General features: G+C 48.9%; 20 protein-coding genes. 5 read left to right on the forward strand and 15 right to left on the reverse strand.

What is annotated here, in order from left to right:
• Positions 1-156 precede the first annotated feature (156 nt).
• A complete protein-coding gene (locus TBC1_RS02670; protein WP_062038129.1) occupies positions 157-1,806 on the forward strand; it encodes an NAD+ synthase in 1,650 nt (549 codons plus the stop codon).
• A 673-nt stretch (positions 1,807-2,479) separates the two neighbouring features.
• Here the strand turns inward: TBC1_RS02670 and TBC1_RS02675 are convergent.
• Positions 2,480-2,725 carry a NifU family protein gene (locus TBC1_RS02675; RefSeq protein ID WP_062038132.1) on the reverse strand — a complete coding sequence of 82 codons (246 nt, stop codon included), beginning with the start codon at positions 2,723-2,725 and terminating at the stop codon, positions 2,480-2,482.
• Between the two features lie 33 nt (positions 2,726-2,758).
• The gene (locus TBC1_RS02680) at positions 2,759-3,859 is read right to left on the reverse strand and encodes an Mrp/NBP35 family ATP-binding protein (protein ID WP_062038135.1); all 1,101 of its coding nucleotides are present in this window, start codon (positions 3,857-3,859) and stop codon (positions 2,759-2,761) included.
• 164 nt (positions 3,860-4,023) lie between these two features.
• Here TBC1_RS02680 and TBC1_RS02685 point away from each other — a divergent pair, with 164 nt between their 5' ends.
• Both TBC1_RS02685 and TBC1_RS02690 read left to right on the forward strand, forming a co-directional pair.
• Positions 4,024-5,316, forward strand: coding sequence for a T9SS type A sorting domain-containing protein (locus TBC1_RS02685; RefSeq protein WP_062038138.1), 1,293 nt, complete (start codon positions 4,024-4,026; stop codon positions 5,314-5,316).
• An 83-nt stretch (positions 5,317-5,399) separates the two neighbouring features.
• Positions 5,400-6,425, forward strand: coding sequence for a S1 family peptidase (locus tag TBC1_RS02690; protein WP_082189451.1), 1,026 nt, complete (start codon positions 5,400-5,402; stop codon positions 6,423-6,425).
• A gap of 5 nt (positions 6,426-6,430) precedes the next feature.
• Here TBC1_RS02690 and TBC1_RS02695 read toward each other — a convergent pair whose 3' ends face one another.
• From TBC1_RS02695 to TBC1_RS02720, 6 genes are all read right to left on the reverse strand, one after another.
• A complete protein-coding gene (locus tag TBC1_RS02695) occupies positions 6,431-6,775 on the reverse strand; it encodes an MGMT family protein (RefSeq protein WP_062038144.1) in 345 nt (114 codons plus the stop codon).
• Positions 6,776-6,780: 5 nt separating this feature from the next.
• Complete coding sequence (gene trmB / locus TBC1_RS02700) at positions 6,781-7,437, reverse strand: tRNA (guanosine(46)-N7)-methyltransferase TrmB (protein WP_062038146.1); 657 nt, start codon at positions 7,435-7,437, stop codon at positions 6,781-6,783.
• Positions 7,438-7,554: 117 nt separating this feature from the next.
• Positions 7,555-8,514 carry an HU domain-containing protein gene (locus TBC1_RS02705; RefSeq protein WP_062038149.1) on the reverse strand — a complete coding sequence of 320 codons (960 nt, stop codon included), beginning with the start codon at positions 8,512-8,514 and terminating at the stop codon, positions 7,555-7,557.
• Between the two features lie 124 nt (positions 8,515-8,638).
• A complete protein-coding gene (gene kdsB, locus TBC1_RS02710) occupies positions 8,639-9,418 on the reverse strand; it encodes a 3-deoxy-manno-octulosonate cytidylyltransferase (RefSeq protein ID WP_236695631.1) in 780 nt (259 codons plus the stop codon).
• Positions 9,393-10,007, reverse strand: coding sequence for a deoxynucleoside kinase (locus TBC1_RS02715; protein ID WP_062038153.1), 615 nt, complete (start codon positions 10,005-10,007; stop codon positions 9,393-9,395). Before TBC1_RS02715 ends, kdsB begins: the two co-directional genes overlap by 26 nt.
• Positions 10,008-10,045: 38 nt before the next feature.
• A complete protein-coding gene (locus TBC1_RS02720) occupies positions 10,046-11,578 on the reverse strand; it encodes a GH3 auxin-responsive promoter family protein (protein ID WP_236695632.1) in 1,533 nt (510 codons plus the stop codon).
• A 193-nt stretch (positions 11,579-11,771) separates the two neighbouring features.
• On the opposite strand from TBC1_RS02720, the gene ispE reads away from it, so the two are divergent.
• Positions 11,772-12,587: a 4-(cytidine 5'-diphospho)-2-C-methyl-D-erythritol kinase gene (gene ispE / locus TBC1_RS02725; protein ID WP_062038155.1), complete on the forward strand. Its 816-nt coding sequence runs from the start codon at positions 11,772-11,774 to the stop codon at positions 12,585-12,587.
• Between the two features lie 115 nt (positions 12,588-12,702).
• Here ispE and TBC1_RS02730 read toward each other — a convergent pair whose 3' ends face one another.
• Together TBC1_RS02730 and tgt are read right to left on the reverse strand one after the other, a co-directional pair.
• Positions 12,703-13,779 (reverse strand): LptF/LptG family permease, encoded by a 1,077-nt coding sequence (locus TBC1_RS02730; RefSeq protein WP_062038157.1) that lies wholly within the window; start codon positions 13,777-13,779, stop codon positions 12,703-12,705.
• Positions 13,780-13,826: 47 nt separating this feature from the next.
• Positions 13,827-14,957 carry a tRNA guanosine(34) transglycosylase Tgt gene (gene tgt, locus TBC1_RS02735; protein ID WP_062038159.1) on the reverse strand — a complete coding sequence of 377 codons (1,131 nt, stop codon included), beginning with the start codon at positions 14,955-14,957 and terminating at the stop codon, positions 13,827-13,829.
• A 279-nt stretch (positions 14,958-15,236) separates the two neighbouring features.
• On the opposite strand from tgt, the gene TBC1_RS02740 reads away from it, so the two are divergent.
• The gene (locus tag TBC1_RS02740) at positions 15,237-15,770 is read left to right on the forward strand and encodes a hypothetical protein (protein WP_062038162.1); all 534 of its coding nucleotides are present in this window, start codon (positions 15,237-15,239) and stop codon (positions 15,768-15,770) included.
• A 191-nt stretch (positions 15,771-15,961) separates the two neighbouring features.
• On the opposite strand, the gene TBC1_RS02745 is transcribed toward TBC1_RS02740, so the two are convergent.
• From TBC1_RS02745 to TBC1_RS02765, 5 genes are all read right to left on the reverse strand, one after another.
• On the reverse strand, positions 15,962-18,319 hold the full coding sequence (locus TBC1_RS02745; RefSeq protein WP_062038164.1) for a glycoside hydrolase family 3 N-terminal domain-containing protein: 2,358 nt from the start codon (positions 18,317-18,319) through the stop codon (positions 15,962-15,964).
• A gap of 94 nt (positions 18,320-18,413) precedes the next feature.
• Positions 18,414-19,196: a glycoside hydrolase family 16 protein gene (locus tag TBC1_RS02750; RefSeq protein ID WP_236695633.1), complete on the reverse strand. Its 783-nt coding sequence runs from the start codon at positions 19,194-19,196 to the stop codon at positions 18,414-18,416.
• A gap of 319 nt (positions 19,197-19,515) precedes the next feature.
• Positions 19,516-21,069, reverse strand: a complete 1,554-nt coding sequence (locus tag TBC1_RS02755; RefSeq protein WP_062038167.1) for a RagB/SusD family nutrient uptake outer membrane protein — start codon at positions 21,067-21,069, stop codon at positions 19,516-19,518.
• 18 nt (positions 21,070-21,087) lie between these two features.
• On the reverse strand, positions 21,088-24,183 hold the full coding sequence (locus TBC1_RS02760) for a SusC/RagA family TonB-linked outer membrane protein (protein WP_062038170.1): 3,096 nt from the start codon (positions 24,181-24,183) through the stop codon (positions 21,088-21,090).
• Between the two features lie 202 nt (positions 24,184-24,385).
• Positions 24,386-25,495, reverse strand: a complete 1,110-nt coding sequence (locus TBC1_RS02765; RefSeq protein WP_062038173.1) for a glycoside hydrolase family 16 protein — start codon at positions 25,493-25,495, stop codon at positions 24,386-24,388.
• Positions 25,496-25,500: the final 5 nt, after the last annotated feature.

Raw genomic sequence — 25,500 nt, forward strand, 5'->3', positions numbered from 1 at the left:
GGATTTTACGAGTGTGCATACCCGGGAATTATTTGCTCCCGGTGTGGCACTTATGCCACAAAGTGCGGTTTTGCGGTATATTTCGCTGAATCGGTCCTGTTGTCAGTTTTAAGCTTCAGAATTGCGTAATTTCGTCCCTCTTAATCCGGATGATTTATGAAATTAGCATTGGTGCAACTGAATTACGTCATAGGTGATTTTGATGGCAACACCCTGAAAATTATTGAACAACTGCGTCTGGCTCAACGTTCAGGCGCCGAAGTGGCTGTTTTTGCAGAACTTGCCGTCACCGGTTATCCCGCCCGCGACTATCTCGAATTTGACGACTTCATCAGCAGGTCGGAAGAATGTATGCAGCAAATTGCTGCGGAATGCCATGGCATCGCTGCGATTGTCGGCGGGCCTTCGCGCAACCTCACCGGCAGGGGAAAGCCGCTGTTTAACTCGGCCTGGATATTTGACGGCGGGCAGGTAAAACAACTGGTACATAAAAGCCTGCTGCCCAATTATGATGTGTTTGATGAATACCGTTATTTTGAACCGGCGACCGGATCAGGAGTGGTTGAAGTAAACGGGACCCGCCTGGCTGTTACCATTTGTGAAGATATTTGGAACACCGGGGATATTCCGCTTTACCGGAGGTTTCCGCTGGATGAGGCGTTCGCAATGAAACCGGAATTGATTATCAATATTGCCGCTTCACCTTTTCATTACAACCAGGCAATTGCCCGCAGGCGGGTGCTCAGGGATAATGCGTTGAAATATAAATTGCCTGTGATTTATGTGAATCATACCGGGGCCCAGACCGAGCTGATTTTTGACGGTGGCTCCATGGCCTGCGACAGCGGTGGAAATATCCGGGAAGCCCTGCCTTTTTTTAAGGAAGGAATGAAGATTATTGAAACCGGTGAATCCTGGTACAATGCACCGGTTGCGCCTGAAGTTAAGATAGCCGAGGAAGTACGCGATATCGCCCTGATTCATGATGCGCTGGTGCTCGGCATCCGAGATTATTTCGGGAAAATGGGATTTGGTAAGGCGATACTCGGGCTTTCCGGCGGTATTGATTCTGCGGTCACCCTTGCCCTGGCTGCAGAAGCGCTTGGTCCGCAGAGCGTACACGGCATCCTGCTGCCTTCTGAATTTTCATCGGACCATTCCGTTGAAGATGCAAAAGTGTTGGCGGTCAACCTGGGCTGTCCCTATGAGGTCATCCCGATTTCAGATACGTTCCATACACTTGAAAGCACCATGCAGCCTTTTTTCAAGGATTTGCCATTCGGGTTAACCGAGGAAAACATGCAGGCACGGATCAGGGCGGTGATCCTGATGGCACTGGCCAATAAATTCGGTTATATTCTATTGAATACCAGTAATAAGAGTGAAGCAGCGGTGGGGTATGGCACCCTATACGGCGATATGTGCGGCGGGCTTTCGGTGCTCGGCGATGTCTACAAAACCGATGTTTACCGACTGGCGCATTATATAAACCGGATCACGGAAGTTATTCCGATGAACTCAATCGTAAAACCGCCCTCGGCTGAACTGCGGCCCGGACAGAAAGACAGCGATTCGCTGCCCGAATATGATGTACTCGACCAACTGCTATTCCAGTATATAGAGAAGCGTAAGGGAAAAAGGGAACTGGAAGCAATGGGATTCGCCCCGGCACTGGTTGCCCGCGTGCTGAAAATGGTGAATACAAATGAGTGGAAACGGTATCAGACTCCACCCATCCTGCGCGTTTCGCCCAAGGCTTTCGGTATGGGCCGGCGTATGCCGATTGTGGGGAAATACACAGGTTAATATATGCAAACATGACTTTTCTCGTTTTGAAACGAAGAAAATCATAACCATTTTCGTTTTGGAACGAAAAAGGTTAAGGATTCAGTTTTATCATATAAGTACAACAAGATCAAAAAAGCCTTATTAATTGATACTTTATGGCCTTTCGGAATTACAACCGCTGAAATTCTACCAGGTTTATTGGAATAGAATCCCAAAACTTTGTAAGGATGGATACTTTTTGGAATGAAATCCCAAAACTTTGAAAAAAGAGATAGTTTTTGGAATGTAATCCCAAAAATATTGACTACTTACCAGCATAATTTTATGAGTACATACTATACCCGTTACGGATTAATAAAACTACGTTCTAACAACTAAAATGGATAGAAATAACTGGATGAATAACAATAAGTAATCAATTTTCATCTTTTGTGAAATAGATTTTGAAACGCAAGACTATCTTCCATTAGTAATGAAAGCTATCTTCCATTGGCAATGATAAATGCCGCATTTGAATATCTGGGTTCGAAATTCAGTCAGCGCATTTTGTCGGGAAAAGAAATAGCCCCAAAGCTATTTTGTAAATACTTTGGGGCTGAATGATTCATGTTGCATCCACTTTTACAGCAAACTCTTATTAACGCAACAGGATGTTAAAAAATAGTTGTGCAAAGGGTTGAGCAAAAATGGATTACATATTCAACGCTTCCACCGATTTGATTTCGGGCAGGGCTTTTCTTACGGCTTCTTCCACGCCGTTTTTAAGGGTCATACGGCTGAACGGGCAGGAACCGCAGGCGCCCTGTAATTCAACATTTACCACCTTGTCTTCGGTTAGTTCAACAAAGCTGATATCGCCGCCGTCGGCCTGCAGGTAAGGCCTGATCTGCTCAATGATGTTTTTGACTTTTATGGTCAGTTCTTCGTGGTTTGACATGTTTTTTGTGATTTAGGGTAAAGGTTTGATGGGTTACTTGGTGATTTCCACAATTTTAGTCGGAGCCAGGGTGGCATTGCGTATGGCGATCTGCTGGGCAGTATTTTCAGCCAGTTTGACAAAGGCTTCAGATACCGGTGAACTGAAATCAAGCGCGATGGGACTGCCCTTGTCGCCCGATTCGCAGATCCCCTGTACCAGCGGAATCTGGCCAAGCAGCGGGATGTTGTGCTCTTCTGCCAGGCGTTTGCCGCCCTCTTTTCCGAAAATAAAGTATTTGTTTTCAGGCAGTTCGGCCGGGGTAAACCATGCCATATTTTCAATCAGGCCGAGGATGGGAACGTTGATGCTCTCCTGGGTAAACATACCGATGGCTTTCCGGGCATCTGCAAGCGCCACTTCCTGTGGCGTGGTAACGATGCATACGCCGGTTACAGGCAGTTGCTGCACAATGGTCAGGTGAATGTCGCCGGTTCCGGGGGGCATATCAATAACCAGGTAGTCGAGCTCGCCCCAGTCGGCTTCGCTGAAAAGCTGGGTCAGCGCATTGCTGGCCATGGGCCCGCGCCATACAAGGGCTTTGGCAGGATCCACAAAAAAGCCGATCGACAGAATATCTATCCCATATTTACGAACCGGAACAACATATGCTTTCCCGTTTTTCTCAACGGCAGCCGGTTTGGTATTCATCTCGTTGAACATCAGGGGAACGGAGGGCCCGTAGATATCGGCGTCAATGAGTCCCACCCTGGCGCCTGTGCGTCCGAGTGCCACGGCCAGGTTGGCGGCTACGGTCGATTTACCTACGCCACCTTTGCCTGAGGCTACCGCAATTATATTTTTTACACCCTGCAGCAGCGGCTGTTTGTCGGCCCGGCGGGTGGTTACCCTCGAAGTCATCTCCACATTAACTTCTGCCCAGGGGTCAACCAGTTTCTGAATGGCAGCAATGCAGTCTTTTTTGATCTTGTCCTTCAGCGGACAGGCGGGGGTGGTGAGTACAACTTTAAAAGAAACTTTGTTGCCCTCCACCTGTACATCCTCTATCATGTTCAGCGAGACCAGATCGCGCTTCAGGTCAGGGTCATTAACAGTTCTTAAAGCATTGATAACGTCTTCTTTAGAGAAAGCCATGGCAGTAAAGTTTGTATTAATTTAGATTTGGTAAAGATAAGGGTTTTTTGGAAATGCGCCGGCGTTTGCAGTTTTTCCAAAAAGCCGTTTATCTGCTGGTATTACTTGGGGTTTTGACTTATCTTTGTAATAATCATTCAAATAGATCAGTAAATTTATTGCGGATGAAGAAGCTGCCGAAGGGTATATGGATATTGTCAGTGCTGTTGATGATATGCAGGATTGAAGGGATTCATGCACAGATCATTGCCGATCATACAGTGGTTGACAAGTATGATCAGATTCCGCAGCAATATATCGATAAGGTGAAAGAGATGTGGGTGATTGTGGCCGGGGAGTCTCACTCAAAGGGATACAGAATCGGTTGCCGTTTGCTCGAAGAGCTGGATCCGCGATTCCAGGTCAATATCAGGGAATCAGGAACCCCCGAAGGTTACACCAATGCCTACATGCGCCTGAGCAGTGCCACCTGGGGCGACCTGAACAACAGCAGCGGATGGTTTTACAGCTACGGAGAGGAGGATTGGTTTACCAATGCTACCGCGCTGACCCGTACACGGGACCACCTCACCCATTGCAATACGAATAACCTGGCCATTGCTGCCATGGGCTTCGGCTGGTGCTGGGACATGACCAGCAACAACTGGCCGGCCGGAACCCCAGATCCCGTTTACCAGGTAAGGTGGGCGGGGCGTTCTTCGGCAGGCCCGGAAGGGAGCAAACGCTGGGGATTGGATGCCGGGGATTTCGCCCTCACTGATAACTCAGTATGCATGGATACCTATCTGAGTGCCACCGATGGGTACAATACGCATTGCATCGCCAACGGTTACCCGACAAAAATCTTTTACACCACCGGCCCTGTGGATGCAAATGAAAACCTCGGCGAAAACGGGTATCAGCGCTTTGTTAAACATGAATATATCAGGAATTTTGTCAAGGCAGATGCCGGTCGAATCCTTTTTGATTATGCCGATATTCTTTGCTGGAACGATGCCGGGGAGCGAAGGGTGGTTTCGTGGACCGATTTCGGAGGGTTAACGCAGGAGTTTCAGGCAATTCACGCTGATAATCTGATAGATCTGGATGGAGGTTATGTTGAAGACGGCGATCATATCGGTGAAAAGGGGGCCGTCAGGCTTGCAAAAGCGCTCTGGTGGATGCTGGCCCGCATGGCTGGTTGGGATGGGCAGCCCCTGGCGGCTGATGCCAGGCAATTGGCAGATAATACAATCATTTACCCTGTTCCAGCGAAGGATTTTCTGGTCGTTGAGACTGGAGCCAACACCGGGATGGTACTGGCTGAATTATTTGACATCAGAGGAAATTTCATCCTTGCGGAGCATATCCGCGGAATCGGCTCACGGATCAACCTGAACGGCATCAACCCGGGCGTTTATCTTTTAAGAATCACCGCCGGGGATAAGATTGCATACCGAAAGGTCATCAGGTTGTGAGACAGAATGGAACCACAGTGCTTTTGTATTGCTGTGCAAATTTTAAGGATTGGCTCCGGCGGGTCATTTTTCAATAATCAGCTATGCGATACCGCTTGTTAAAAGTTTTATGTATTGCACTAATGCTATGCGGATGCCGGGTTACCTCACCGGTTCAGCACAACAACGGTGAAACAGGGCAGGCCTCTGTATTTGAAAATAATCCGATGCAGCGGCAGTTTGAAAACCTCACGCTCCGGGTTTACAGAATTGTAACCTATGTTACTTACGAATCGCAGGTTTTTGAACAGGGAAGCGGCCTTACACTGAATGACCTTTCCGGAAAGGACTTTGATTTTTCGGTGGTTAAGGCCCGGCTTGTTCACAACGATTCATACAGCGGCACCGGCTTTGCCATTAAGGTCAGTGAAGGTAAAGCCCTGTTGCTTACCTGTGCGCACACCATTGATTTTCCCGACACGGTATTTACTTATGATGACAATGCCAATGCATCCGGACAACGCTACCTGCTCGGCTTGTCGGTAAAGACAAGTCAGGTAATTCAGGTCAGCGGCAACAATCTGCATTGCAGGGCCGAAATCCTTGCCGCTGATCCCGCCAATGACCTGGCCCTGCTCGAAATTCCGCTCACATCCGGGGATGATCGTGCAGTTGTTCCCATGGCGGAAGGGAATAAACTATCCTGGGGCGACAGGGTTTGGCTGACCGGATATCCTTCGGGAAGGTTTATGATGACTTCCGGCTTAATCAGTAATCCTGGCGCATCAGACGGTTTGCTGATGACCGATGCGCCTTTTAGTGAAGGTTACAGCGGGGCGCCTGCCTTTGTTTTTGATCAGCGTGCAGACGTTTTCCGGCTGGCCGGTATCGGGCGTTCTGTGGCCGCCAGAAGCAGTTATGTGCTGCGGCCGGAAAAAGAGATCCATGAAGCGCCTTACAATACTTCCCTGCCTTACACCGGTCCGGTATATGTGCGCACGGAGCGCGAACCGGCGCCAGGGGTCACATTTCTGATTGGCAGCAGCATTTTGGATGATTTTTTAGAATCCTGTGATGCAGTGCTTCAAACGAACGGTTGGGGTGGTATTGCCCGTGAAATGCGGAAGTGAGTGAATTAGTATCCCAGTTCACGGGAAGGATCCCAGAATAGCTCTCTGAAATTCAGAATCTTATCATCTTCTATCACAGCGCCTTCCTGCTCAAGGAGTTGTTGCATCAGATCCTGGTTGCCGAAATGATGTTTGCCGGTAAGCAAGCCGTTGCGGTTAACCACCCGGTGTGCAGGAACCGGCTCCGGGCAAGCGTGTGAGGCATTCATCGCCCACCCTACCATGCGTGCAGAGCCCCGGCTGCCCAGAAATGCAGCGATAGCCCCGTAAGAAGTTACCCTGCCGTAAGGGATCAGTTTTACGACCTCATAGACATTTTCAAAGAAAGAAGCCTGGGCATCTGCTTTCACCGTTTTTATTTTAATCTGAATCTCAGGTACTTGATAGGAATGCCCTGTGCGAGAAATATCTTTTCGTAATGGGTTTGTGTGAGCATCACATCTTCCGTTAATCCGCTGTTGTACAGATCAAACGTATGCATCAGCAGTTCATGGCCTTCAGCGGCAATTGTTTCGAGTGTATATTCAAAAAATGCAAGGTTATCGGTCTTCAGGTGAATGATGCTGCCGGGTTTGAGCAGGGTCTTATACCGGTTCAGGAACATGGGTGAAGTCAGCCGTTTTCTGGCTTTGGCAGGCTGGGGATCGGGAAAGGTGATCCAGATTCCGTTTACCTCTCCCGGGGCAAAGGCGTTAAGTATCATGTCGATGCGCATGCGCAAAAAGGCCACATTGGGGTAACCGTTTTCGAACGACGTCCTGGCGCCCCGCCATATTCTTGCCCCTTTGATATCAACGCCAATATAATTATTTTCCGGATATTTTTCTGCAAGGGTAACGGTGTACTCCCCTTTGCCACATCCGAGTTCCAGGATGACGGGGTTTTCATTTCCGAAAAAACCGTGCCACTTGCCTTTCTGATCGAAACCCCGGACCAGTTCCTCGAATGCCGGCTGGAAAAGGTGCGGAAAGGTGGCGTTTTCCGCGAATCGGTCTAATTTTCTCTTGCTCAACGATGGGATGATTATGACCGGACTGTGGATGTCCGGGATTATTGGCCTGCAAAAATAGCAAACAGCAACTTAACTGCAGTAAAACAGCGGATCAGGTGTAAGAATTTTTTTTAAGGATTACCTGCGTGTCAGCAGCCAGGCATCGGGAAATTTGCCATGTCGAAGTTCATTCACCTTGCTGATTGCCAGATCTTTGTTACTGAATCCGGCGGCGCTTACATGGTAAAGGCCCCGGCTGTTTTGCCCTGCGATGGAAGCATCATAACCTTCCGCCCTGAGATCGCTGACCAATTTCTCGGCATTTTCCTGAATGCTGAAAGCCCCGGCAATTACAAAGTAAATGTCAGGCTTTACGGCTTCGGCAGGCTCAGGGGCTGAAACAGGCTCCGGGGTGATTTCGGCCGGGCTTACCGTATAGGTTGCCACTTCAGGGTTACCGGTATTCACCTGGACCGGCGATTCGGACTGCGCCGGGATCAGGGAGGCATAATTGTTCTTCAGGCGGGTCAGACCTCCCGTATTCAGCGCACTCCAGACCGAAATGGCAGCAAGGGGCAGCAGTATGGCGGCCCACCTGAGCGTGGAAGGAAGTTTGCGCATGGCAGGTAATGCCCGGCTTCCGGTCAGGCTGCGGCTGATCTTTTCCTGAAGGCCTTCACGGTTAACAGGCTCGGAAGTAAATGGAACAAGACCGAAGGCATCATCAAGAAAGTTTGATCCCTTTTCAGGAGTAAAACGCAGGTTGTTCTCACGGTCTGCAGTCAGGCGCCCGATTCCTGCCATTACGATTTCGCCTTTTTTGCCCAGTACGTTCAATAACCCGTTCACCGCTGACTCTATCAGCCTGTTGGCTTCCGCATAGGTGATTCCTTCACCGGAAGCAATGGCGTTGGCCAGGATACCATCGTTGTTGCATAACCTTGCATTGAAAGCAAGTTGCCTCGAAGGGGGCATGAAGGTGTGCGTTACCGGATGGATGGTGGCCGGGGTGTAATTGGCGATAAACCCTCCAAGACCGGGGATAATCACGCAATCGTGCTCAAACAGCAGGCTGCTGATGTACTTTTCAAGATCCATAACAACGGTTTTGCTTCAAAGGGGCCGGGTTAAACAATTTGTGCTGAATGAATTCCGGTTCCGGCTGATTAAAAGTTACGCCCTTTCAAACGCAGCGCTAAGATAAAGGGTTGAAACCGCTTTTTCAAGAGATGTTGGTAAGTTTTGATAAGTCTTCGGGGGTGTCAATGCCAATGGTTTCAAAATCAGTGATATCTGTTTGAATGGGATATCCGTTCCATAGCCAGCGCAACTGCTCCAGCGATTCAGCGGTTTCGGGCGGGGCGGGCGGAAGCTGGGAAATATCCTGCAGCGTTTGCGTTCGGTAGGCATAGATGCCGATATGCCTGTAAAATGTGAATGCCGATGTCCATACTTCATCTGGAAGCTGCCTGATATGCGGAATGGGCGACCTGCTGAAAAGCAGGGCCCTGCCGGTTTTGTCAGTAACCACCTTTACCACGTTGGGATTGAACAGGTCTTCCGTTTTATCGATAACCTTGATCAGGGTGGCTATCCGGGTTTCGTTGTTGCTGAATAAGTTTACCACACTTTCGATCTGTTCCGGACGTATGGTTGGCTCATCGCCCTGGATATTCACTGCAATATCATAGTGTTCACCGTTTTCGTCAAGTTTTCTGAGTGTTTCGGCAATGCGGTCGGTTCCGCTGGGGTGGTGCGGGCTGGTCATAATGACCCTTCCTCCGAAACCGGTAACATGGTCGGCAATCCTGGCATCATCAGTGGCCACGATCACGGTGCTGAGCAGCGCGCAGCCGGAGGCCTGTCTATAAACCCGTTCAATCATGCTCATTCCCTGGATCATCACCAGGGGTTTCCCCGGGAAACGGGTGGAGGCGTATCTGGCCGGGATGATACCGGCAACAGTAAGGCCGGTATCAGAAAAGTCCATGGATTTCGGCATTGATTTTGTCGATTACCACCGCCAGATCTTCGGGTTTTTCCGAAAAATTAAGGTTATCCACCTCCACAATCAGCAGCTTACCCAGTTTGTATCCGCCAATCCAGGCTTCGTAGCGGTCGTTCAGGCTTTTCAAATAATCCAGCCTGATGGAGTTCTCATAATCCCTGCCGCGCTTCTGAATCTGCGAAACCAGGGTAGGTACACTTGCCTTCAGATAGATCAGCAGGTCGGGCGGCTTTACAAATGTGCTCATCAGCTCAAACAGGGAGGAGTAATTCTGAAAGTCACGGGTAGTCATCAGGTTCATCGAGTGCAGGTTTGGGGCGAAGATGTAAGCGTCTTCATAAATGGTCCTGTCCTGAACCACCGTTTTGCCGCTGTTCCTGATTTCGATAATCTGCCTGAACCTGCTGTTAAGGAAGTAAACCTGCAGGTTGAACGACCAGCGCTGCATATCCTCATAGAAACTGGGGAGATACGGATTGGTTTCTACATCTTCGAAATGGGCCTGCCAGCCAAAATGCTTGGCAAGCAACCCGCAGAGGGTGGTTTTCCCTGAACCGATATTTCCGGCGATGGCTATATGCATTGGATTTGTTTTGTGTTGTGTCTTATTGAGATTAATTGTCAGCCCTGACGGTTCATTCCCAGGATTTCATCCACATATTTCCGGTCATTGGAGAGCCTGGGTACCTTGTATTGCCCCCCGAGCCTGTCCCTGAGTTTAAGCCATTGATAAAAGGTGCCCTCCGGCATTGACCTTACAATGGGATTGCCCAGGATCATGTTGTGATAGCGTTTTGCTTCATAATCGGAGTTCAGCGATTTCAGTGCATTATCCAGCACTTCGGCAAAATACTGGAGATCTTCGGGCGGGGTGGCGAATTCAATCAGCCATTCATGTGCCCCGCTTCCGGTATCTCCGAAATATACCGGTGCAGCAGTGTATTCATTCAACATGGCGCCGGTTTTCGCACAGGCGCAGTCAAGCGCTTTCAGCGCATTGTCGATGATCAGTTCCTCCCCGAAAGCATTGATGTAATTTTTTGTTCTGCCGGTGATCCTGATGCGGTAAGGATCGGTGGAGGTAAAGGTAACGGTGTCACCGATCTTATACCTCCACAAACCTGCATTGGTACTGATGATCATGGCATAGTTGATTCCGGGTTTCACATCCCCGAGCACAACCGGTTTGCCCTGACCGGTACCTTCATCATCCAGCGGGATAAATTCGTAAAAAATGCCGTAATCCAGCATCAGCAGCATATCATCGGCAATGGTCCGGTCCTGTATCCCGAAAAAGCCTTCGGAGGCGTTATAGGTTTCAAGATAGTTCATGGGTTCCGGAATCAGTTTTTTAAACTGACTGCGGTAAGGGGTAAAGCTGACACCTCCATGGATAAAAAGCTCAAGGTTGGGCCACACTTCCCTGATATCCGTTTTACCTGTAATCTCTAATATGCGTTTCAGGAGTACCAGGGTCCACGAAGGGACGCCCGTTATATTTGTTACGTCTTCCTTACTCGTAATGGATGCTATTTTTTCAATCTTTTGCTCCCATTCACTCATCAGGGCAACGGAAAGTTCCGGGGTGCGGATCAGTTCTATCCAGGTGGGGAGGTTCTCCATCAGGATTGCTGAAACATCACCCACCATCGTCCCGGCCTCCGGATTATCAGGAAAATGTGAGCCGCCCATTCCCAGCAGCTTACCGGTAAAAATCCGTGTATCGGGATTGTTGTTGCAGTAAATGGATAACAGGTCTTTCCCGCCTTTGAAATGGCATTCTTCCAGCGCTTCCTGGCTTACAGGAATAAATTTGCTCTTGTCGCTGGTCGTTCCTGATGATTTGGCAAACCATTTTACTTCCGAGTTCCAGAGTAGATTCTGTTCGCCCCGTCGCAAACGGTCGATGTACGGCTTCAGGTCCTCGTATTCATTTAACGGAACACGCCGGGCAAAGGCTTCATAGTTTTCTATGCCGGCATACCCGTATTTTTTTCCCCATTCTGTGTTCCGTGCCGAAAGGATCAGCCGCCTGAACCATTCTTCCTGGACATCGTGGGGGTATTTCATGAAAAGCTCAAGCTGATGCATGCGTTTTTTCATGAACCATGAAATCACGGAATTGATTATCGTCATCTGGAACTGTTTTGTCATTACAAAATTAATTTTTAATCCGTAACCACCACGGGCTTTCAATGCGAATGATCCTTTTTTGGAAAAAGTATTTTCCGCCCCCGGTCGTGAACGGAAAAGTGAGATCGGGCCCGGTGAAAGTTTACGCAAGCCGGCAGTTTATAAATGATTGCACGTATATTTGCATTTACGTGCGTGGAGAAACGGCTGTCTTATGATTGTATTTCCAAATGCAAAGATTAATCTGGGCCTCAGGATTCTGAGAAAAAGAACCGATGGATTTCATGACATTGAAACCATTATGATTCCTATTGGCCTGTCAGATGCATTGGAGATTGTTCCCTCCGCTGACGGAGAATTTGCATTCACCTCTTCAGGAATTGCAATTCAGTGCGATCCGGAAGAAAACCTTTGCGTTAAGGCTTTCAGGATGATGCAGCGGAAGTACGGGCTTCCGGAAGTGAAAATTCACCTGCATAAAGCGATACCGGCCGGGGCCGGGCTGGGCGGGGGATCGTCGGATGCCGCCTTTGCCCTGAAGCTGACCCGGCGGTTGTTCAGCATTAAAGTTTGCGGAAATGAATTACTCGAAATGGCGGCTGCCCTGGGCAGCGACTGTCCCTTTTTTATCGAAAACATAACCTCAGTTGCCTCCGGCCGGGGAGAGGCGCTGCAGCCTTTTCCCTTGTCCTTGAAGGGATATCATCTTTTACTGGTTAAACCGGATATCAATGTTTCCACGCCCTGGGCGTACAAAAGTATTACCCCGTCCGGAATACCGCTTCCGGCCCCTGATCAGCTTCAGGAAAACCCGGACGCCTGGGATGCAATGCTTGTCAATGATTTTGAGCCGGCAGTAATGAAATCTTATCCGGAGATAAAGGAGGTTCGTGACAGGATCCGGGGCCTGGGCGCATTTTATACCGCCATGAGTGGCAGCGGTTCTGCGGTTTTCGGATTATTTAAAAGTGCTCCTTTTGTGAGAAAGGAAGATTTCAGCGGGATGTTTGTCTGGCAGGAATTGCGCTGAATTTTCCGGTGAGGAAAGATTTGCAGATCACCGTTTAATAAAATCAATCACAATCCTTAAAAATGCGAGTGGGGACATTCAGGCCGTTGAACTGCTGCTCTGCTGATATCTTTTGCTATTTGGGCGCCACCCTGAGCAGGTAGATGCCCAGCAGTCCAAAGATAAAATTGGGTATCCAGACAGCCACTACGGGCGGCAGATTCCCGAATGTGGCAAACACGGTGGTTACCTGCATAAACAGGATAAATGCAAAGCAGATCGTAATGCCCACCCCGAGGTTGAAGCCAATGCCCCCCCTGACTTTCCGGCTCGACAGGGATACCCCGATCAGGGTCAGGACTATGGTCGCAAATGGGAATGCGATTCTTTTGTGCTTTTCAATCTGGAATTTCATCAGGTTTCCTGACCCCCTCATCTTTTCGGCATCGATAAAATCGCGTAATTCCCGGTAATTCATATAAATGGCATCATCAACATCCACGGCAAAATCTTCGGGCCTTAAGTTCAGCAGGGTGTCAAACTGCTGTCCGCGGGTGATTATTTCCCCGCTTTCCTGAATTTGTCTTTTTACCCAGTTTTCTATTTTCCACATGCCGGTGATGCTGTCCCACCTGAGGTAATCGCTGCTGAGCTTGTAGTCCATGCCTCCCTCGTGATAACCTTCCAGCGAAAAGCGGTAACCTGACTTATTCTTCATGTCAAAACTTTCGACATAGGCAAAAACACCAGGGCTGATCTGCATATGGATATTGTTCATATTCGCCTTGCGCTGACTTTTCAGGTATTTTTTCTGGAACTCCTGCATGTTCTTGCTGGTTTCCGGAATCACAAAATTGGTCAGTCCGAACGACATCAGGGCAAGGAAAAGTGAGGAGATCAGGTAAGGCCTGAGCATACGCCTGAAACTGACGCCGCTGTTGAGTATGGCAACAATCTCGGTGTTGGCGGCCAGTTTTGAAGTAAAGAAAATAACGGCTATAAACGTGAACAGCGCGCTGAAAAGATTGATAAAATAGGGGATGAAATTGGCGTAATACTGGAAGATGATTGCTTCGAGCGGGGGCTTGCGCTCCAGGAAGTCATCTATTTTTTCTGAAATGTCGAAAATAATGATGATAACCGCCAGTAAGGCAATGGCATAGAAGAAGGTGCCCAGGAACTTGCGTATGATGTAGAGGTCAAGTTTTTTCATGCTTTTCTGCCGGTACCGGGATTGTTAACGGGCTTCGGTTGTCTTTATTATATGCGTTGTCCCAGACGTTTAACCATTTCATCCTTCCAGGTGCTGAATGTCCCTGCTTCGATTTTTCTGCGCGCCTCGTCAACCAGCCAGAGGTAAAAGGCGATGTTGTGCTGGCTGGCGATCATGGGCCCGAGGATTTCGCCGGCTACGAACAAATGCCTGACATAAGCCCTGCTGTATGCGCTGTCGACAAAAGATGTTCCTTCAGGATCCAGGGGCGAAAAGTCGGCTTTCCATTTTTCGTTTTTCAGGTTGATGATGCCCTGGCTGGTAAAGATCATGCCGTTGCGGCCGTTGCGGGTCGGCATCACGCAGTCGAACATATCCACCCCCTGAGAAATGCCTTCCAGAATATTTACCGGAGTGCCTACGCCCATCAGGTAACGTGGCTTGTCGTGAGGCAATATGCTGCAGACCAGTTCGGTAAATTCATACATGGTTTCCACCGGTTCGCCCACGGCCAGGCCGCCGATGGCGTTGCCTCCGGCGTTGCATGAAGCGATTTTCTCGGCCGACCGTATCCTCAGATCTTTGTAAACGCTGCCCTGTACAATGGGGAAGAGGGTCTGGCGGTAGCCGTACAGATCTTCGGTTTCATTGAAACGGGCGATGCAGCGGTCGAGCCAGCGGTGGGTGAGCTCCATGGATTTGACGGCATAGTTGTAATCGCAGGGGTAGGGGGTGCATTCGTCAAAGGCCATAATGATGTCGGCGCCGATGATGCGCTGGATATCCATGACCCGCTCGGGACTGAACATATGTTTCGATCCGTCGATGTGCGACTGGAATACGACGCCTTCTTCCTTCATTTTACGGCGGTCGGTAAGCGAATACACCTGGTAACCGCCGCTGTCGGTTAGTATGGGTTTCTTCCAGCCGTTGAATTTATGCAACCCGCCGGCTTCACGCAGAATATCCAGTCCCGGCCTGAGGTAAAGGTGATAGGTATTGCCTAAAATGATCCGGGCTTTCACATCTTCGTCCACATCCCTGATATGCACGGCCTTCACGGTACCGGCTGTACCCACGGGCATAAATACCGGCGTGGCAATTTCGCCATGATCAGTAGTGATCAGGCCTGCGCGGGCATTTGAACGGGAATCGGTATGCGTAAGCCTGAAATCCATGAAATAAAATGTGTTTTAAAAAATTTGAGGATGCAAAGTTAGCAATCTTCGGGGGATTGAAAGGAAAAGGAATTTCGCAACCGGAACAGACATTCCGCATGAAGTTTTATGAAAGGGATTATCAGGATAAGTATGCTGAACGGGATTGATGTTTTGAAGTAAAAAAAAACTACATTAGCTGTGCTTTTGAAAGGATCGGGTAAGCGTGCATTATGGATTGGTGGCAAATCGAAAATATACGCATTGATGTACATATACTTACGTTGGCAACAATTGTAAATGACAGATACACAGCATAAATACAACAGACCAACGGACACTATTTTTTACCAAGTAGTTTTCTTGACATTAATTGGCATCTATGGATTTATTATTGTTCGAGAAGCACATTCTCTATTTGTGGACTTTAGTGTTAAAAGACTAATCGTGTTATTGTTGCTTTCCTTTGTTGTTCTTGGAGTTGAATATTTGATCTTGCAGATTCTTTTAATGCGAAAAGAATACAACAACATTGATAACGACAAAGAGATTATTATTGACAACAATAATAGACAGATTTTGATTAGGCAATTTGCAATAGACAGGGTTATAAAAAATGAGGAAATTGATTCATCCGAGGTATATGAATCATGGGTCGCAGCCTACCCATTGGGATATTTTAAATTTATCAAGATTACATTAAAAAGTGGAGAGAGTTTTCTGATTACTGGATTCACTTTGCCATTATTAGAATCTGACTTATCAATTTTATTAAAGGGAACTAAAATGAAGATATACAGACGATTTATTAACCGGACAAACAACTGTTGGTAGCAAAAACTATATGTCAATTGGGGTTTCGGTGCATACAACAAAGTTCGCAGCCCGCAACAACCTCGGTGGGGTTCGACAGGAAAGCAGCCCGCAATCCCCAACTGCATATCGTTCCGTCCGTTACTCCTGATTTCCGCCCCTTTTTTTCACGTCATTACCCGGCTTTAAAATTCCTTTATTCCCTGCCGGCTCTAATCCGGATCTCCCTGCTTCGCTTTTCCTTCCAGAACCCGGGTTTCAGTTACGGTAATTGTTTGCGACAATCCTCCGGCTGACAGGGTGAAATCACCTTTTTCCAGGATAAGTTTATTATTCTGGTTTACAAAGGCAAGATCGTTGACCGGAAATTCCAGATTTACGGTGCGGGTTTCGCCCGGCTGCAGCATGACCTTGCTGAACGCCCTGAGCCGTTTAACGGGAGGAGTGAGGGAAGCGTAATGGTCGCTGACAAAAACCTGCACGGTTTCCATGCCTTCCCTGCCGGAATTGTTCTGGAGTTTCACAGAGATCCTGACAGTTTCCCCGGGATGGTATTCCTTTTTGTCAGGTTTCAGCTCCCTGTAAACAAACCGGGAGTAACTGAGGCCGAAACCAAAAGGATACTGCGGCTCGGCTGCGGTTCCGCGGGGTACGCCTTTGATCTTTAAAACTTCCGTGTGTTTGTGGTAGTAGGGTTCAAGACTATAGGAATACTTTGGGTAGGTATAAGGAAGTTTTCCCGAAGGGTTTGTTTCCCCAAAGAGGATGCGGGCGAGGGCTTCGCCTCCGTAATTGCCCGGCAGATAGGCATTCAGGATGGCTTTTGCCAGTGGTTCGACCGTGCGGATAATGCGTGGCCTCCCCTGAACCAGTACCAGGATGACCGGCTTGCCGGTGGATGCGGCGATACGGATTAGTTCCTGCTGATTGTCAGAAAGATCCAGCCCGGTATCATTGCCCGAAAATTCGGTGTAGGAATTTTCTCCCGCGCAGATCACAATATAATCGGCTTTGGCAGCCTTACCAGCCAGCTGGTCCGGCTTCCGCTTTCTTTCGTTCCTGAACTCACCGGTGTCGGAATATATTACGCCTTCAAGCAGCTCAATATGCCCGGGAACTGATGAAAGGTCTCTGATGGCCTCATAAATGGTGGAATATCCTTCTGTAAATTCATTGACCAGATTGCCCTGCCAGGAATAGCTCCACCCTCCGAGCAGGGGACGCATATTGTTGGCTGCCGGGCCGCATACGAGTATTTTTGCATCGGCAGGCAGCGGCAGCACATCGCCTTCATTTTTTAAAAGCGTGATTGATTCCAGGGCGGTGCGGCGTGCATCACACGCGAAGTCCGCCGATGCGAAACCAGGATAATCCGACTGTTTCGTGACCGGTCTGTCAAAAAGGCCAAGAAGATATTTAACCCTCAGTATCCGGCTTACCGCATCATCGATGCGCGACATGGGAATTTCACCTTCCCCGGCCAGTTCAACCACATAATCGGCAAACCTGAAGTTGTAGGGAACCATCGACATATCAATGCCGGCGTTAACGGCAATTTTCACCGCTTCCTTGTGGCTTGCTGCCACTTTGTGGCGGGTGTGGAGGAATTCTATGTCCTGCCAGTCGGAAACGACCAATCCTTTGAATCCCAGTTCTTCCTTGAGCAGTCCGGTGATCAGTTCATGGCTGGCATGCACGGGTGTGCCGTTGATTTCCCCTGAATTGACCATCACGGCCATGGCTCCGCTTTCAACGCCTTTGCGGAAGGCAGGGAGATGGTACTCCCTGAGGACACTCATGGGGATCAGCGCGGGGGTTCGGTCCTTACCGCTTACCGGTTGGGAATAGCCGAGATAATGCTTGAGGCAGGCGGCGATATGGCGGACATCACCGGGGTCATTGCTGCTTCCCTGCAGGCCGCTGATCAGGGCGCTGCCCATGGCCGAAGCAAGCAGCGGGTCTTCGCCGAAGGTTTCCCATTGACGCGGCCAGCGGGGATCCGACCCAAGGTCCATCACAGGGCTGAATGTCCATGGACACCCGGCGGCCCTCGACTCGTAAGCGGTAATTTCGCCGGCCCTGCTGATCAGCCCGGGATTCCAGGTCGCCGCCATGCCGATCTGTTGCGGAAACAGGGTGGCTTCTGCGACGTAGGAAGCGCCGTGTATCATGTCAAGTCCGTAAATTACAGGGATTTTCAGCCGGGAATGCGCGAGGGCGTATTCCTGAATCCGGCCGATCAACCGGTTCCAGGTTTCCCGGTCGCGGGCCCTGTTATTGGCGGCATTTAATACAGATCCGATCTTATACTTACCGAAGGCCTCCTTCAGGATGGCGGTGTCAAGCACCAGCGGTTCATTGCTTTTTTCAGGGGATATGCCTTCCGTGAGCAGGTCAAGGGTCACCTGGGTCATCTGCCCGGCTTTTTCTTCCAGGGTCATCTGACTTACCAGTTCTTTGACCTTTAGGTCAATGTCATCAGCGGCAGGATTATTTTTAATCTCTCTCATACAGGAAAACAAAACGAGAACCGGCGACAGCAGCAGGGAAATCAGGATGTGTCTATTCATGACGCATGTTTTTCATTGAATGAACAGGGAAGGCTTTCTGTGCCGCAAGAAATCAGTTAAAAGGGAAACAGGCTGAAAAAATCAGGGAACTGTTTCATAAACGGTAAGCCCTGACATAATCCACCTCCATGGTAGCTTCTGTCAGTGCAGGATCAATGCCTTTACGTCCACCCCAGCCCCCGCCTATGGCGATGTTAAGGATAAGATGAAAATGCTTGTCGAAAGGCCAGGTCATGAAGTCGCCTTTATGGTCATTTTCGAAAGTGAAATATTTCTGATCGTCGATAAAGAAATCAATTTTATCGGGAGTCCATTCTATGGCGTAAACATGAAAGGATTCGTTAAATCCTTTAATATTCATGCTGTTGCCAAGCTGAGTATCTTTCAGGTGGTTGTAAGCGCCGGTGTGCACGGTGCCATGCACCACCGCCGGGTCATAACCCACATGTTCCATGATGTCGATTTCTCCGCATTCCGGCCAGTTGCCGTAATCACTGCCGGTTGGCATCATCCAGATGGCCGGCCAGGTTCCCCTGCCCTTTGGAAGGCGCGCCCTGGCTTCAATGCGGCCATACAGAAAATCCTGTTTGTTTTTGGTGATCAGGCGGGCAGATGTCCATTTTCCATCTGCCTTTATTGCCCTGATGGTCAGATGTCCGTTTTTTACAAAGGCATTTTCGATGGAGGAGGTATAATTCTGAAGTTCATTGTTGCCCCAGCCGTGATCACCGGTTTGATAGCTCCAGTGCCCGGAGGCCGGAGCACCTTCATAATTAAACTCTTCGGCCCATACAAGCGTCTTATTACCCTGAGAAAACGCCGCAGATGCAATCAGCATCAGCAGGACCGTGAAATGGGTGAGAATTTTCATTTTCATCCGAAATGGTTTATTTAAAAGAGGGGAGGGACAATTTCACCGTCCGGTCACAAAATCCCGGGTATGGGAAAATCTGTTACTTAGCTGTTCAAAAGTCCGCCAGCGGAAAGAACTGCGCATGCAATAAACATGGTCTTCGTGTTTTTTCTGATAAACAACGATGAGGTTACCGGGACTAAAAACTCTGCAGGTTTCCCAAAGAGTTGAAAATCTGTCGGGTCACTGAAATTCTCAGAACAATCGACCCGGTACCTCACCGTGCATTACTAAACCAACCAACCAAGGTTATTTTTATGCTTTTTAAACCGGAACCAGGAGATCAATATCCCTGATTCTGGACAAATGCGCCACCCGAAAGATCCATTTCTGTTTGCGGAATCGGAAGAAATCCTTTGGTTGCGGCATTGAAGGTAACATCAAAGAGTTGCTGTTCGCCCACGTAGTTGGGCCCGCGGACTCCTGTAACGGTGAGTTCCTGCGTAGCGTAGGCTAGCCCCTTGCGCAACACGTCGAAATAGCGGATGCCTTCGAGTGAAAGTTCCAGCCTTCTTTCTTTGTAGATATTGTCAGGCGTAGCAGGAACGCTGCCCAGGCCAACCCTTGCCCTTACCCGGTCGAGGTATTGCTGTGCATTGGCGCTGCCCAGTTCTGCCGCCATCAGCAGCACATCCGAAAACCTGATGACGCGGTGATTGCAGGTACGGTTCAGTTCAAACTGTCCGCTGCCTCCCCAGTGCTCGGCATCGGAGCTGTACTTTTTGGAGAAATATCCGGTATGCTGATATCCGACGGTAAGCACCCCGTCCAGTTCCTCCTGGGTAAGTACCGTGTATTGATACCTCGGGTCATTCTTCAGGTCGTCCACCAGTTTCTGGCTGACCGTTCCGAAGCTCCAGCCGCGGTTCCAGTTTGTAGAGTTGGCTACCCTCGGGCCCTGCATCTGCGCCGAGAGGTTGCCTTCTCCGCCGCGCACATAGCCCCAGTCCCACCAGGGAGGGGTGTCGCCGTAGGATATTTCAAAAACCGATTCTTTTCCGTATTCACCAACAAGCTTGAAGTTATCCTGATAATTTTCGAAAAGATCGTGGCCGCTTGTTGCGATGAGTTCATCGAGGTAATCCACCAAAACCGCTTTATTGATGGTATTGCTTCCCGCCACAAGGTCTTTTCCGTAAACCCCGTTGTAGAACAGATAAACCCTTGCCAGCAGGGCCTGCGCGGCCCATTTGGTGATTCTTCCGGCTTCGGCCGGAGTCACCGTTGCCGGCAGGTCGGAAATGGCTTCGTTCAGGTCGAGGGCAATCTGGTTGTAAACCTGTTCAGGTGTGGCCTGGGGCTGTTTGTATTCCGAAGGGCCGCTTAAGGTACGCGTAAGCAGGGGGATGTTTTCGAAATAAGCTGCCTGCTCAAAGTAAAAATAGGCCCTGAGAAATTTACTTTCCGCAATCAGCCTTTTTTTGAACTCGTCGGAAGCTTCCACTTCGTCAATCCTTTCAAGCAGGAGATTTGCGCGGTAGATTCCGGTGTAATTTTTCAGCCAGATGGCGTGGGCTATCTTGCTGGTGGTCGGAATATTGAATGTATTGAATTCATTTTCATCCTGGCCGTCGTTGGCGTCAGAGCCCCCCGCATAAGCGTCGTCCGAGAGAATGTCGGATACCACGATAAACGGAGCCCATGATACCCCCGGGGTTTCCTGGTAACCCAGCACATCATAGATGGAAACCAGCGCCTGCATGGCCTGATCCTCGGTTTTATAAAAAGAGGTGGATACTTCCTGATCCAGCGGTTTCAGGTCGAGAAAGTCCTTGCTGCAGGCTGATAGCAGGACAATCAGAAGAAAGGTGCTGAAAGTTTTATATATGGTTTTCATGATCTTTAATTTTTGGCGTTAAAAAGTAATGGTTGTTCCCACCCGCCATGTTCTGGCCTGAGGATAAATACCACGGTCAATTCCGATGTCAAATGAGCTTCTGGCTCCGATTTCGGGGTCAGCACCCGTATACTTCGTGAGCGTGAGCAGGTTTTCGGCCGAAATATAGAACCGCCATACGGATGCGCCCATCTTTTTCAGGATACTTTCCGGCAGGGTATATCCAAACTGAATATTTTTTACCCTGAGATAAGATCCATCCTCAATATAAAGGTCCGAAACCCTGTAATTCAGGTTCAGGTTATCCTGCATCACAAACCTGGGAACGGTGTTTGAAGTGCCTTCGCCGGTCCAGCGGTCCAGAATGGTTGCGGGGCGGTTGGTGAATTCCAGGTCCTGCCGTTGACTGCCGTTAAAGATTTCATTGCCGTAAGTCCCGGTTAACAGCACAGCAAAGTCAAACCGTTTGTAGTCTGCCGAAGCATTAAAGCCAAATGTCCAGTCCGGTGTCGGATTTCCGATCATGGTCCGGTCGTCGGGGCTGAGTACCCCGTCATTATTGACATCCACAAACCTGACATCTCCGGGTCCGGCATTGGGTTGAAGCACATTGCCGGTGACTCCTATATGCTGGAATACCTCCGTCTGGTTCTGGAAAATTCCATCTGTTTTGTAGCCATAGAAATATGCAATCGGCAATCCGACCTCAGTTCTTGTTACCATGCCGGCAATCGACCAGTTTGCCCCGGGAAGAATTCCTTCGTCATTCCCGATTACTGTCATCTCGTTTTTATTGTAAGAGGCATTTATGCCAACATCATAGCGCAGGTCTTTCACCATATGACGCCAGTTAACACCAAGCTCTACACCTCTGTTCTGCACACTTCCCACATTGGCAACCGGCGGATTGTTTCCTACATGGCCGGGGATAGGAATGGTTTCCAGCAGTCCTTTGGTGGTTTTCACATAATAATCAACGGTGGCGATCAGGCGGTTGTTAAAGGCCGCCAGATCAAGCGCAATGTCTATCTGTTCTGACTCCTCCCAACGGATGTCGGCATTTTCGATGGAGAAAGGGGATGCGCCGGTGTATCTTCCGCTGCCGAAAATGTATCCCCTGGTCTTGTCAATCCTCGAAACAAACTGATAATCACCGATTTCCTGATTGCCGTTAACACCCCATGATGCCCTGAGTTTAACCTGGTCGATGTTTTTGATTTCAGGGAAAAAGGCCTCATCGCTGGCCACCCACGATACCCCTAATGAGGGGAAGATGCCGTAACGGTTGTTGGCACCGAATTTCGAAGATCCGTCCCTGCGGAGGATTCCCGTAAATGCATATTTACTTTTGAAGTCATAGGTGATACGGCCGAAGGTGGAAGCCAGGGATGAATGTGAAGCTCCGCCGGTGGCAACCCATACCGTATCCGTTGCCATATTCAGGTAAACATTATCAGGATCGGTAAGCGGTACTTTTGCATTAAAGCCGTATAGATTCTCGTAGTTGTATTTACTGGCTGTTGTTCCGCCAAGCACTGAAAAATTATGATCACCGATTTGTTTGCTGTAGGATATGGTGTTTTCCCACTGCCAGGTGAAATACCTGTCAATCTGTTTGTTAACGGAGGTTTCGTCAATGTTGAGCTGTGCGTCATTCAGGTAATAAAGCGGCCGGTACCCGTCATTCAGCACGTAGGCGAGATCAATACCCAGGCTGGTATTTACTTTTAGGCCTTTCATAATTTCAGCTTCACCGAAAATGCTTCCTACAATTTTATCCACCCGGGTTTCAGCCGTCTGGATTTCGAGCAGGGCGATCGGGTTGATAACTTCACCGCCAACCAATGTGGAAATTCCGTATACTCTTCCGAGTTTATCCCTCAGAACGGGGTTGTTGGAATAGGGCGGCTGGGCAAGAATATCGGGGTCTTCTTCGAAAAGCGGGGTCAGGGGGTCCATATTCAGGGCACTGCTGAACGCGCCGTTGAAGGACTCGTTGCTGCCGATGCCCCTTCTGATGATATGGGTATAGGAGAGATTATTTCCGAAACTGAACACCTTGTTAACCTGGCTCTTGGTGTTCAGCCTGGCCGTGATCCTGTCGAACTGCGACTTATCCCCGCCTATAATTCCCTGCTGGGAGAAATAGGACATCGAGGAAGCGTAAGTCGTTTTTTCATTGCCCCCGGTGATGGATACCTCATGGTTCTGCATGGGCGCGTTTTTCACAAACAGCAGCTCCTGCCAGTCGGTATTGTATTTCGGAATCTCATTCAGGTCAAATTTCTCTGGTCTTCCTTTATTCCTCAGACCTTCATTCATGATCATCATGTATTGTTCGGCATCCAGCATTTCAATTTTTTTGGCAACGTTCTGAAAGCCGGTGTAACCGGAATAGGTAATGTTCATTTTACCTGCTTTTCCGCCTTTGGTTGTAATAAGTACAACCCCGTTGGCGGCCCTGGCTCCGTAAATGGCAGCCGAAGCAGCATCTTTCAGTACATCAATGGATTCAATATCGCCCGGGTTCAGGTAATCTATACCGCCAACAGCGATACCGTCAACAATGTATAAAGGATCTGAATTGCCGGTTGTACCTGTTCCGCGGATACGGATGGTTGGCGCTTCACCCGGTTGCCCCGAAAGGTTGGTTACCTGCACCCCGGCCGTGCGGCCCTGCATGGCCTGCTCAATACGCAGCACCGGGGTTGAGGTGATTTCCTCGGCTCCGACACTGGCAATGGCCCCGGTTACCACCTTCTTTTTCTGGGTGCCGTAGCCGATCACTACCAGTTCGCTGAGCTGGGTAACTTCTACATTAAGGATAACATTGATTACAGACCGGTTATTTACCGGGATTTTTTGTGTCTGATACCCGATAAAGGAAACTTCCAGCGTGGCATCGGGCCCTGACATCATCAGTGAGTAATTACCGTCTATATCTGTGGTAGTTCCTTTGAAAGTACCGGATTCTATAACGGTTACGCCCGGAATACCTTGTCCCGTCTCCTTATCGGTAACGGTTCCGGTAACGGCATGGTTCTGCGCCTGCAGGATTCCTGCAGTCAACAGCAAAACCAGCAGAAACATTGTTTTATAAAAATTTGTCATCATCAGCTTGTTTAGGTTAAAATGAATTACCTGTTTTACCGGATTTATCGCAATCCCCGGCGCCCGACAGGGCGTTCCGGAAGATGGCAATAGGCATTAATAGTTAAATCCAATCAGATACAATTCCTCCGATTACATCACTGAAATCAGTAAACGCATCTCACTAAAGCCTCAGCAGAGATCAGAGGCAGGCAATAAGGATTTGTCAGGTCTTCTGAAAAACCCGGATGTAGTCAACTTTCAGTTGTTGCGGGAATGTAGTGGTTGCATTCGGATTGCCCGGCCAATTTCCCCCGACAGCAACATTGAAGATAAAGAAATGAGGAAGGTGGAATTCCGACATATGTGCCGGAGTGATGTCAACTTCATTAAATTTGGTATCGTTGACATACCAATTGATGGAGTTTTCGTCCCATATAATGGTAAATACGTGATACTCATCGGCAAAAATACCGGATGTAAGGGTATATCCCTCCCCGGTCTGGTTATGACCGTTGTTATCCCAGTGAACTGTTCCGTGTACCGTTTTTTCCCTTCCGCTTCCTCCTATCATTTCCATGATATCAATTTCGCCGCAGGCAGGCCACCCCACTGACGTTATATTGTTGCCAAGCGTCCAGAGCGCCGGCCAGATGCCCTGACCTTTTGGAAGCAGGGCCCTGATATCCACCCTGCCATAAGTAAAGGTTTTCTTGTTGCGGGTTATCAGCCTTGATGAGGTGTAATTGCTTCCCTGATAAGACTCCTTGCGGGCTTCAATGGTAAGTACGCCTCCGTCAACACTGGTATTCTCACTTCTGTAATGCTGAAGTTCGTTGTTGCCCCATCCGCCTGCACCGGATTCGTGACTCCAGAACTGGGTATTAAGCGTGTTCCCGGCAAATTCATCATTCCAGACCAGTTGATAACCAGGGTATTGCATTGGTGTTAAATAGCCATCTTCAACGGTCACCGGGTCATTGTCGGTTATCACAGCTACCTTTGTCACAGCAATAAACCTTCCTGAAGCTCCATATGCCCTCACGGTCAATTCATATGTACCTGGTTGAGTAAATACATACTCGAACTTACCGGTTACATTTGAAGCGGCAGGTTGATCAGCAGGTTCTATGAATAATTGGTATTCGGCAGCATTTTCTGCACTTGCCTCAATAAGTACCAGGCCTGAATCTGCAATGGGAATGGTAACCTCAACTACCAGATTTGATGGATTATCTGTATCAGTATTGTTTTTCTCATCTTTGCTGCAGGAGCTGAGAAAAGCCAAAACCAATAAGCACAGAAAATATACATTTAACCCAGTAGCACTTCTCATGGACA

The organism is Lentimicrobium saccharophilum (assembly GCF_001192835.1).
Lineage (GTDB): Bacteria > Bacteroidota > Bacteroidia > Bacteroidales > Lentimicrobiaceae > Lentimicrobium > Lentimicrobium saccharophilum.

What these genes read in the sequence shown, in the direction of transcription:
- TBC1_RS02670 (WP_062038129.1), top strand. Translation starts at nt 157, where the DNA reads ATGAAATTAGCATTGGTGCAACTGAATTACGTCATAGGTGATTTTGAT.
- TBC1_RS02675 (WP_062038132.1), bottom strand. Translation starts at nt 2,725, where the DNA reads ATGTCAAACCACGAAGAACTGACCATAAAAGTCAAAAACATCATTGAG.
- TBC1_RS02680 (WP_062038135.1), bottom strand. Translation starts at nt 3,859, where the DNA reads ATGGCTTTCTCTAAAGAAGACGTTATCAATGCTTTAAGAACTGTTAAT.
- TBC1_RS02685 (WP_062038138.1), top strand. Translation starts at nt 4,024, where the DNA reads ATGAAGAAGCTGCCGAAGGGTATATGGATATTGTCAGTGCTGTTGATG.
- TBC1_RS02690 (WP_082189451.1), top strand. Translation starts at nt 5,400, where the DNA reads ATGCGATACCGCTTGTTAAAAGTTTTATGTATTGCACTAATGCTATGC.
- TBC1_RS02705 (WP_062038149.1), bottom strand. Translation starts at nt 8,514, where the DNA reads ATGGATCTTGAAAAGTACATCAGCAGCCTGCTGTTTGAGCACGATTGC.
- kdsB (WP_236695631.1), bottom strand. Translation starts at nt 9,418, where the DNA reads ATGCCGAAATCCATGGACTTTTCTGATACCGGCCTTACTGTTGCCGGT.
- TBC1_RS02715 (WP_062038153.1), bottom strand. Translation starts at nt 10,007, where the DNA reads ATGCATATAGCCATCGCCGGAAATATCGGTTCAGGGAAAACCACCCTC.
- TBC1_RS02720 (WP_236695632.1), bottom strand. Translation starts at nt 11,578, where the DNA reads ATGACAAAACAGTTCCAGATGACGATAATCAATTCCGTGATTTCATGG.
- ispE (WP_062038155.1), top strand. Translation starts at nt 11,772, where the DNA reads ATGATTGTATTTCCAAATGCAAAGATTAATCTGGGCCTCAGGATTCTG.
- TBC1_RS02730 (WP_062038157.1), bottom strand. Translation starts at nt 13,779, where the DNA reads ATGAAAAAACTTGACCTCTACATCATACGCAAGTTCCTGGGCACCTTC.
- tgt (WP_062038159.1), bottom strand. Translation starts at nt 14,957, where the DNA reads ATGGATTTCAGGCTTACGCATACCGATTCCCGTTCAAATGCCCGCGCA.
- TBC1_RS02740 (WP_062038162.1), top strand. Translation starts at nt 15,237, where the DNA reads ATGACAGATACACAGCATAAATACAACAGACCAACGGACACTATTTTT.
- TBC1_RS02745 (WP_062038164.1), bottom strand. Translation starts at nt 18,319, where the DNA reads ATGAATAGACACATCCTGATTTCCCTGCTGCTGTCGCCGGTTCTCGTT.
- TBC1_RS02750 (WP_236695633.1), bottom strand. Translation starts at nt 19,196, where the DNA reads ATGAAAATGAAAATTCTCACCCATTTCACGGTCCTGCTGATGCTGATT.
- TBC1_RS02755 (WP_062038167.1), bottom strand. Translation starts at nt 21,069, where the DNA reads ATGAAAACCATATATAAAACTTTCAGCACCTTTCTTCTGATTGTCCTG.
- TBC1_RS02760 (WP_062038170.1), bottom strand. Translation starts at nt 24,183, where the DNA reads ATGATGACAAATTTTTATAAAACAATGTTTCTGCTGGTTTTGCTGTTG.
- TBC1_RS02765 (WP_062038173.1), bottom strand. Translation starts at nt 25,495, where the DNA reads ATGAGAAGTGCTACTGGGTTAAATGTATATTTTCTGTGCTTATTGGTT.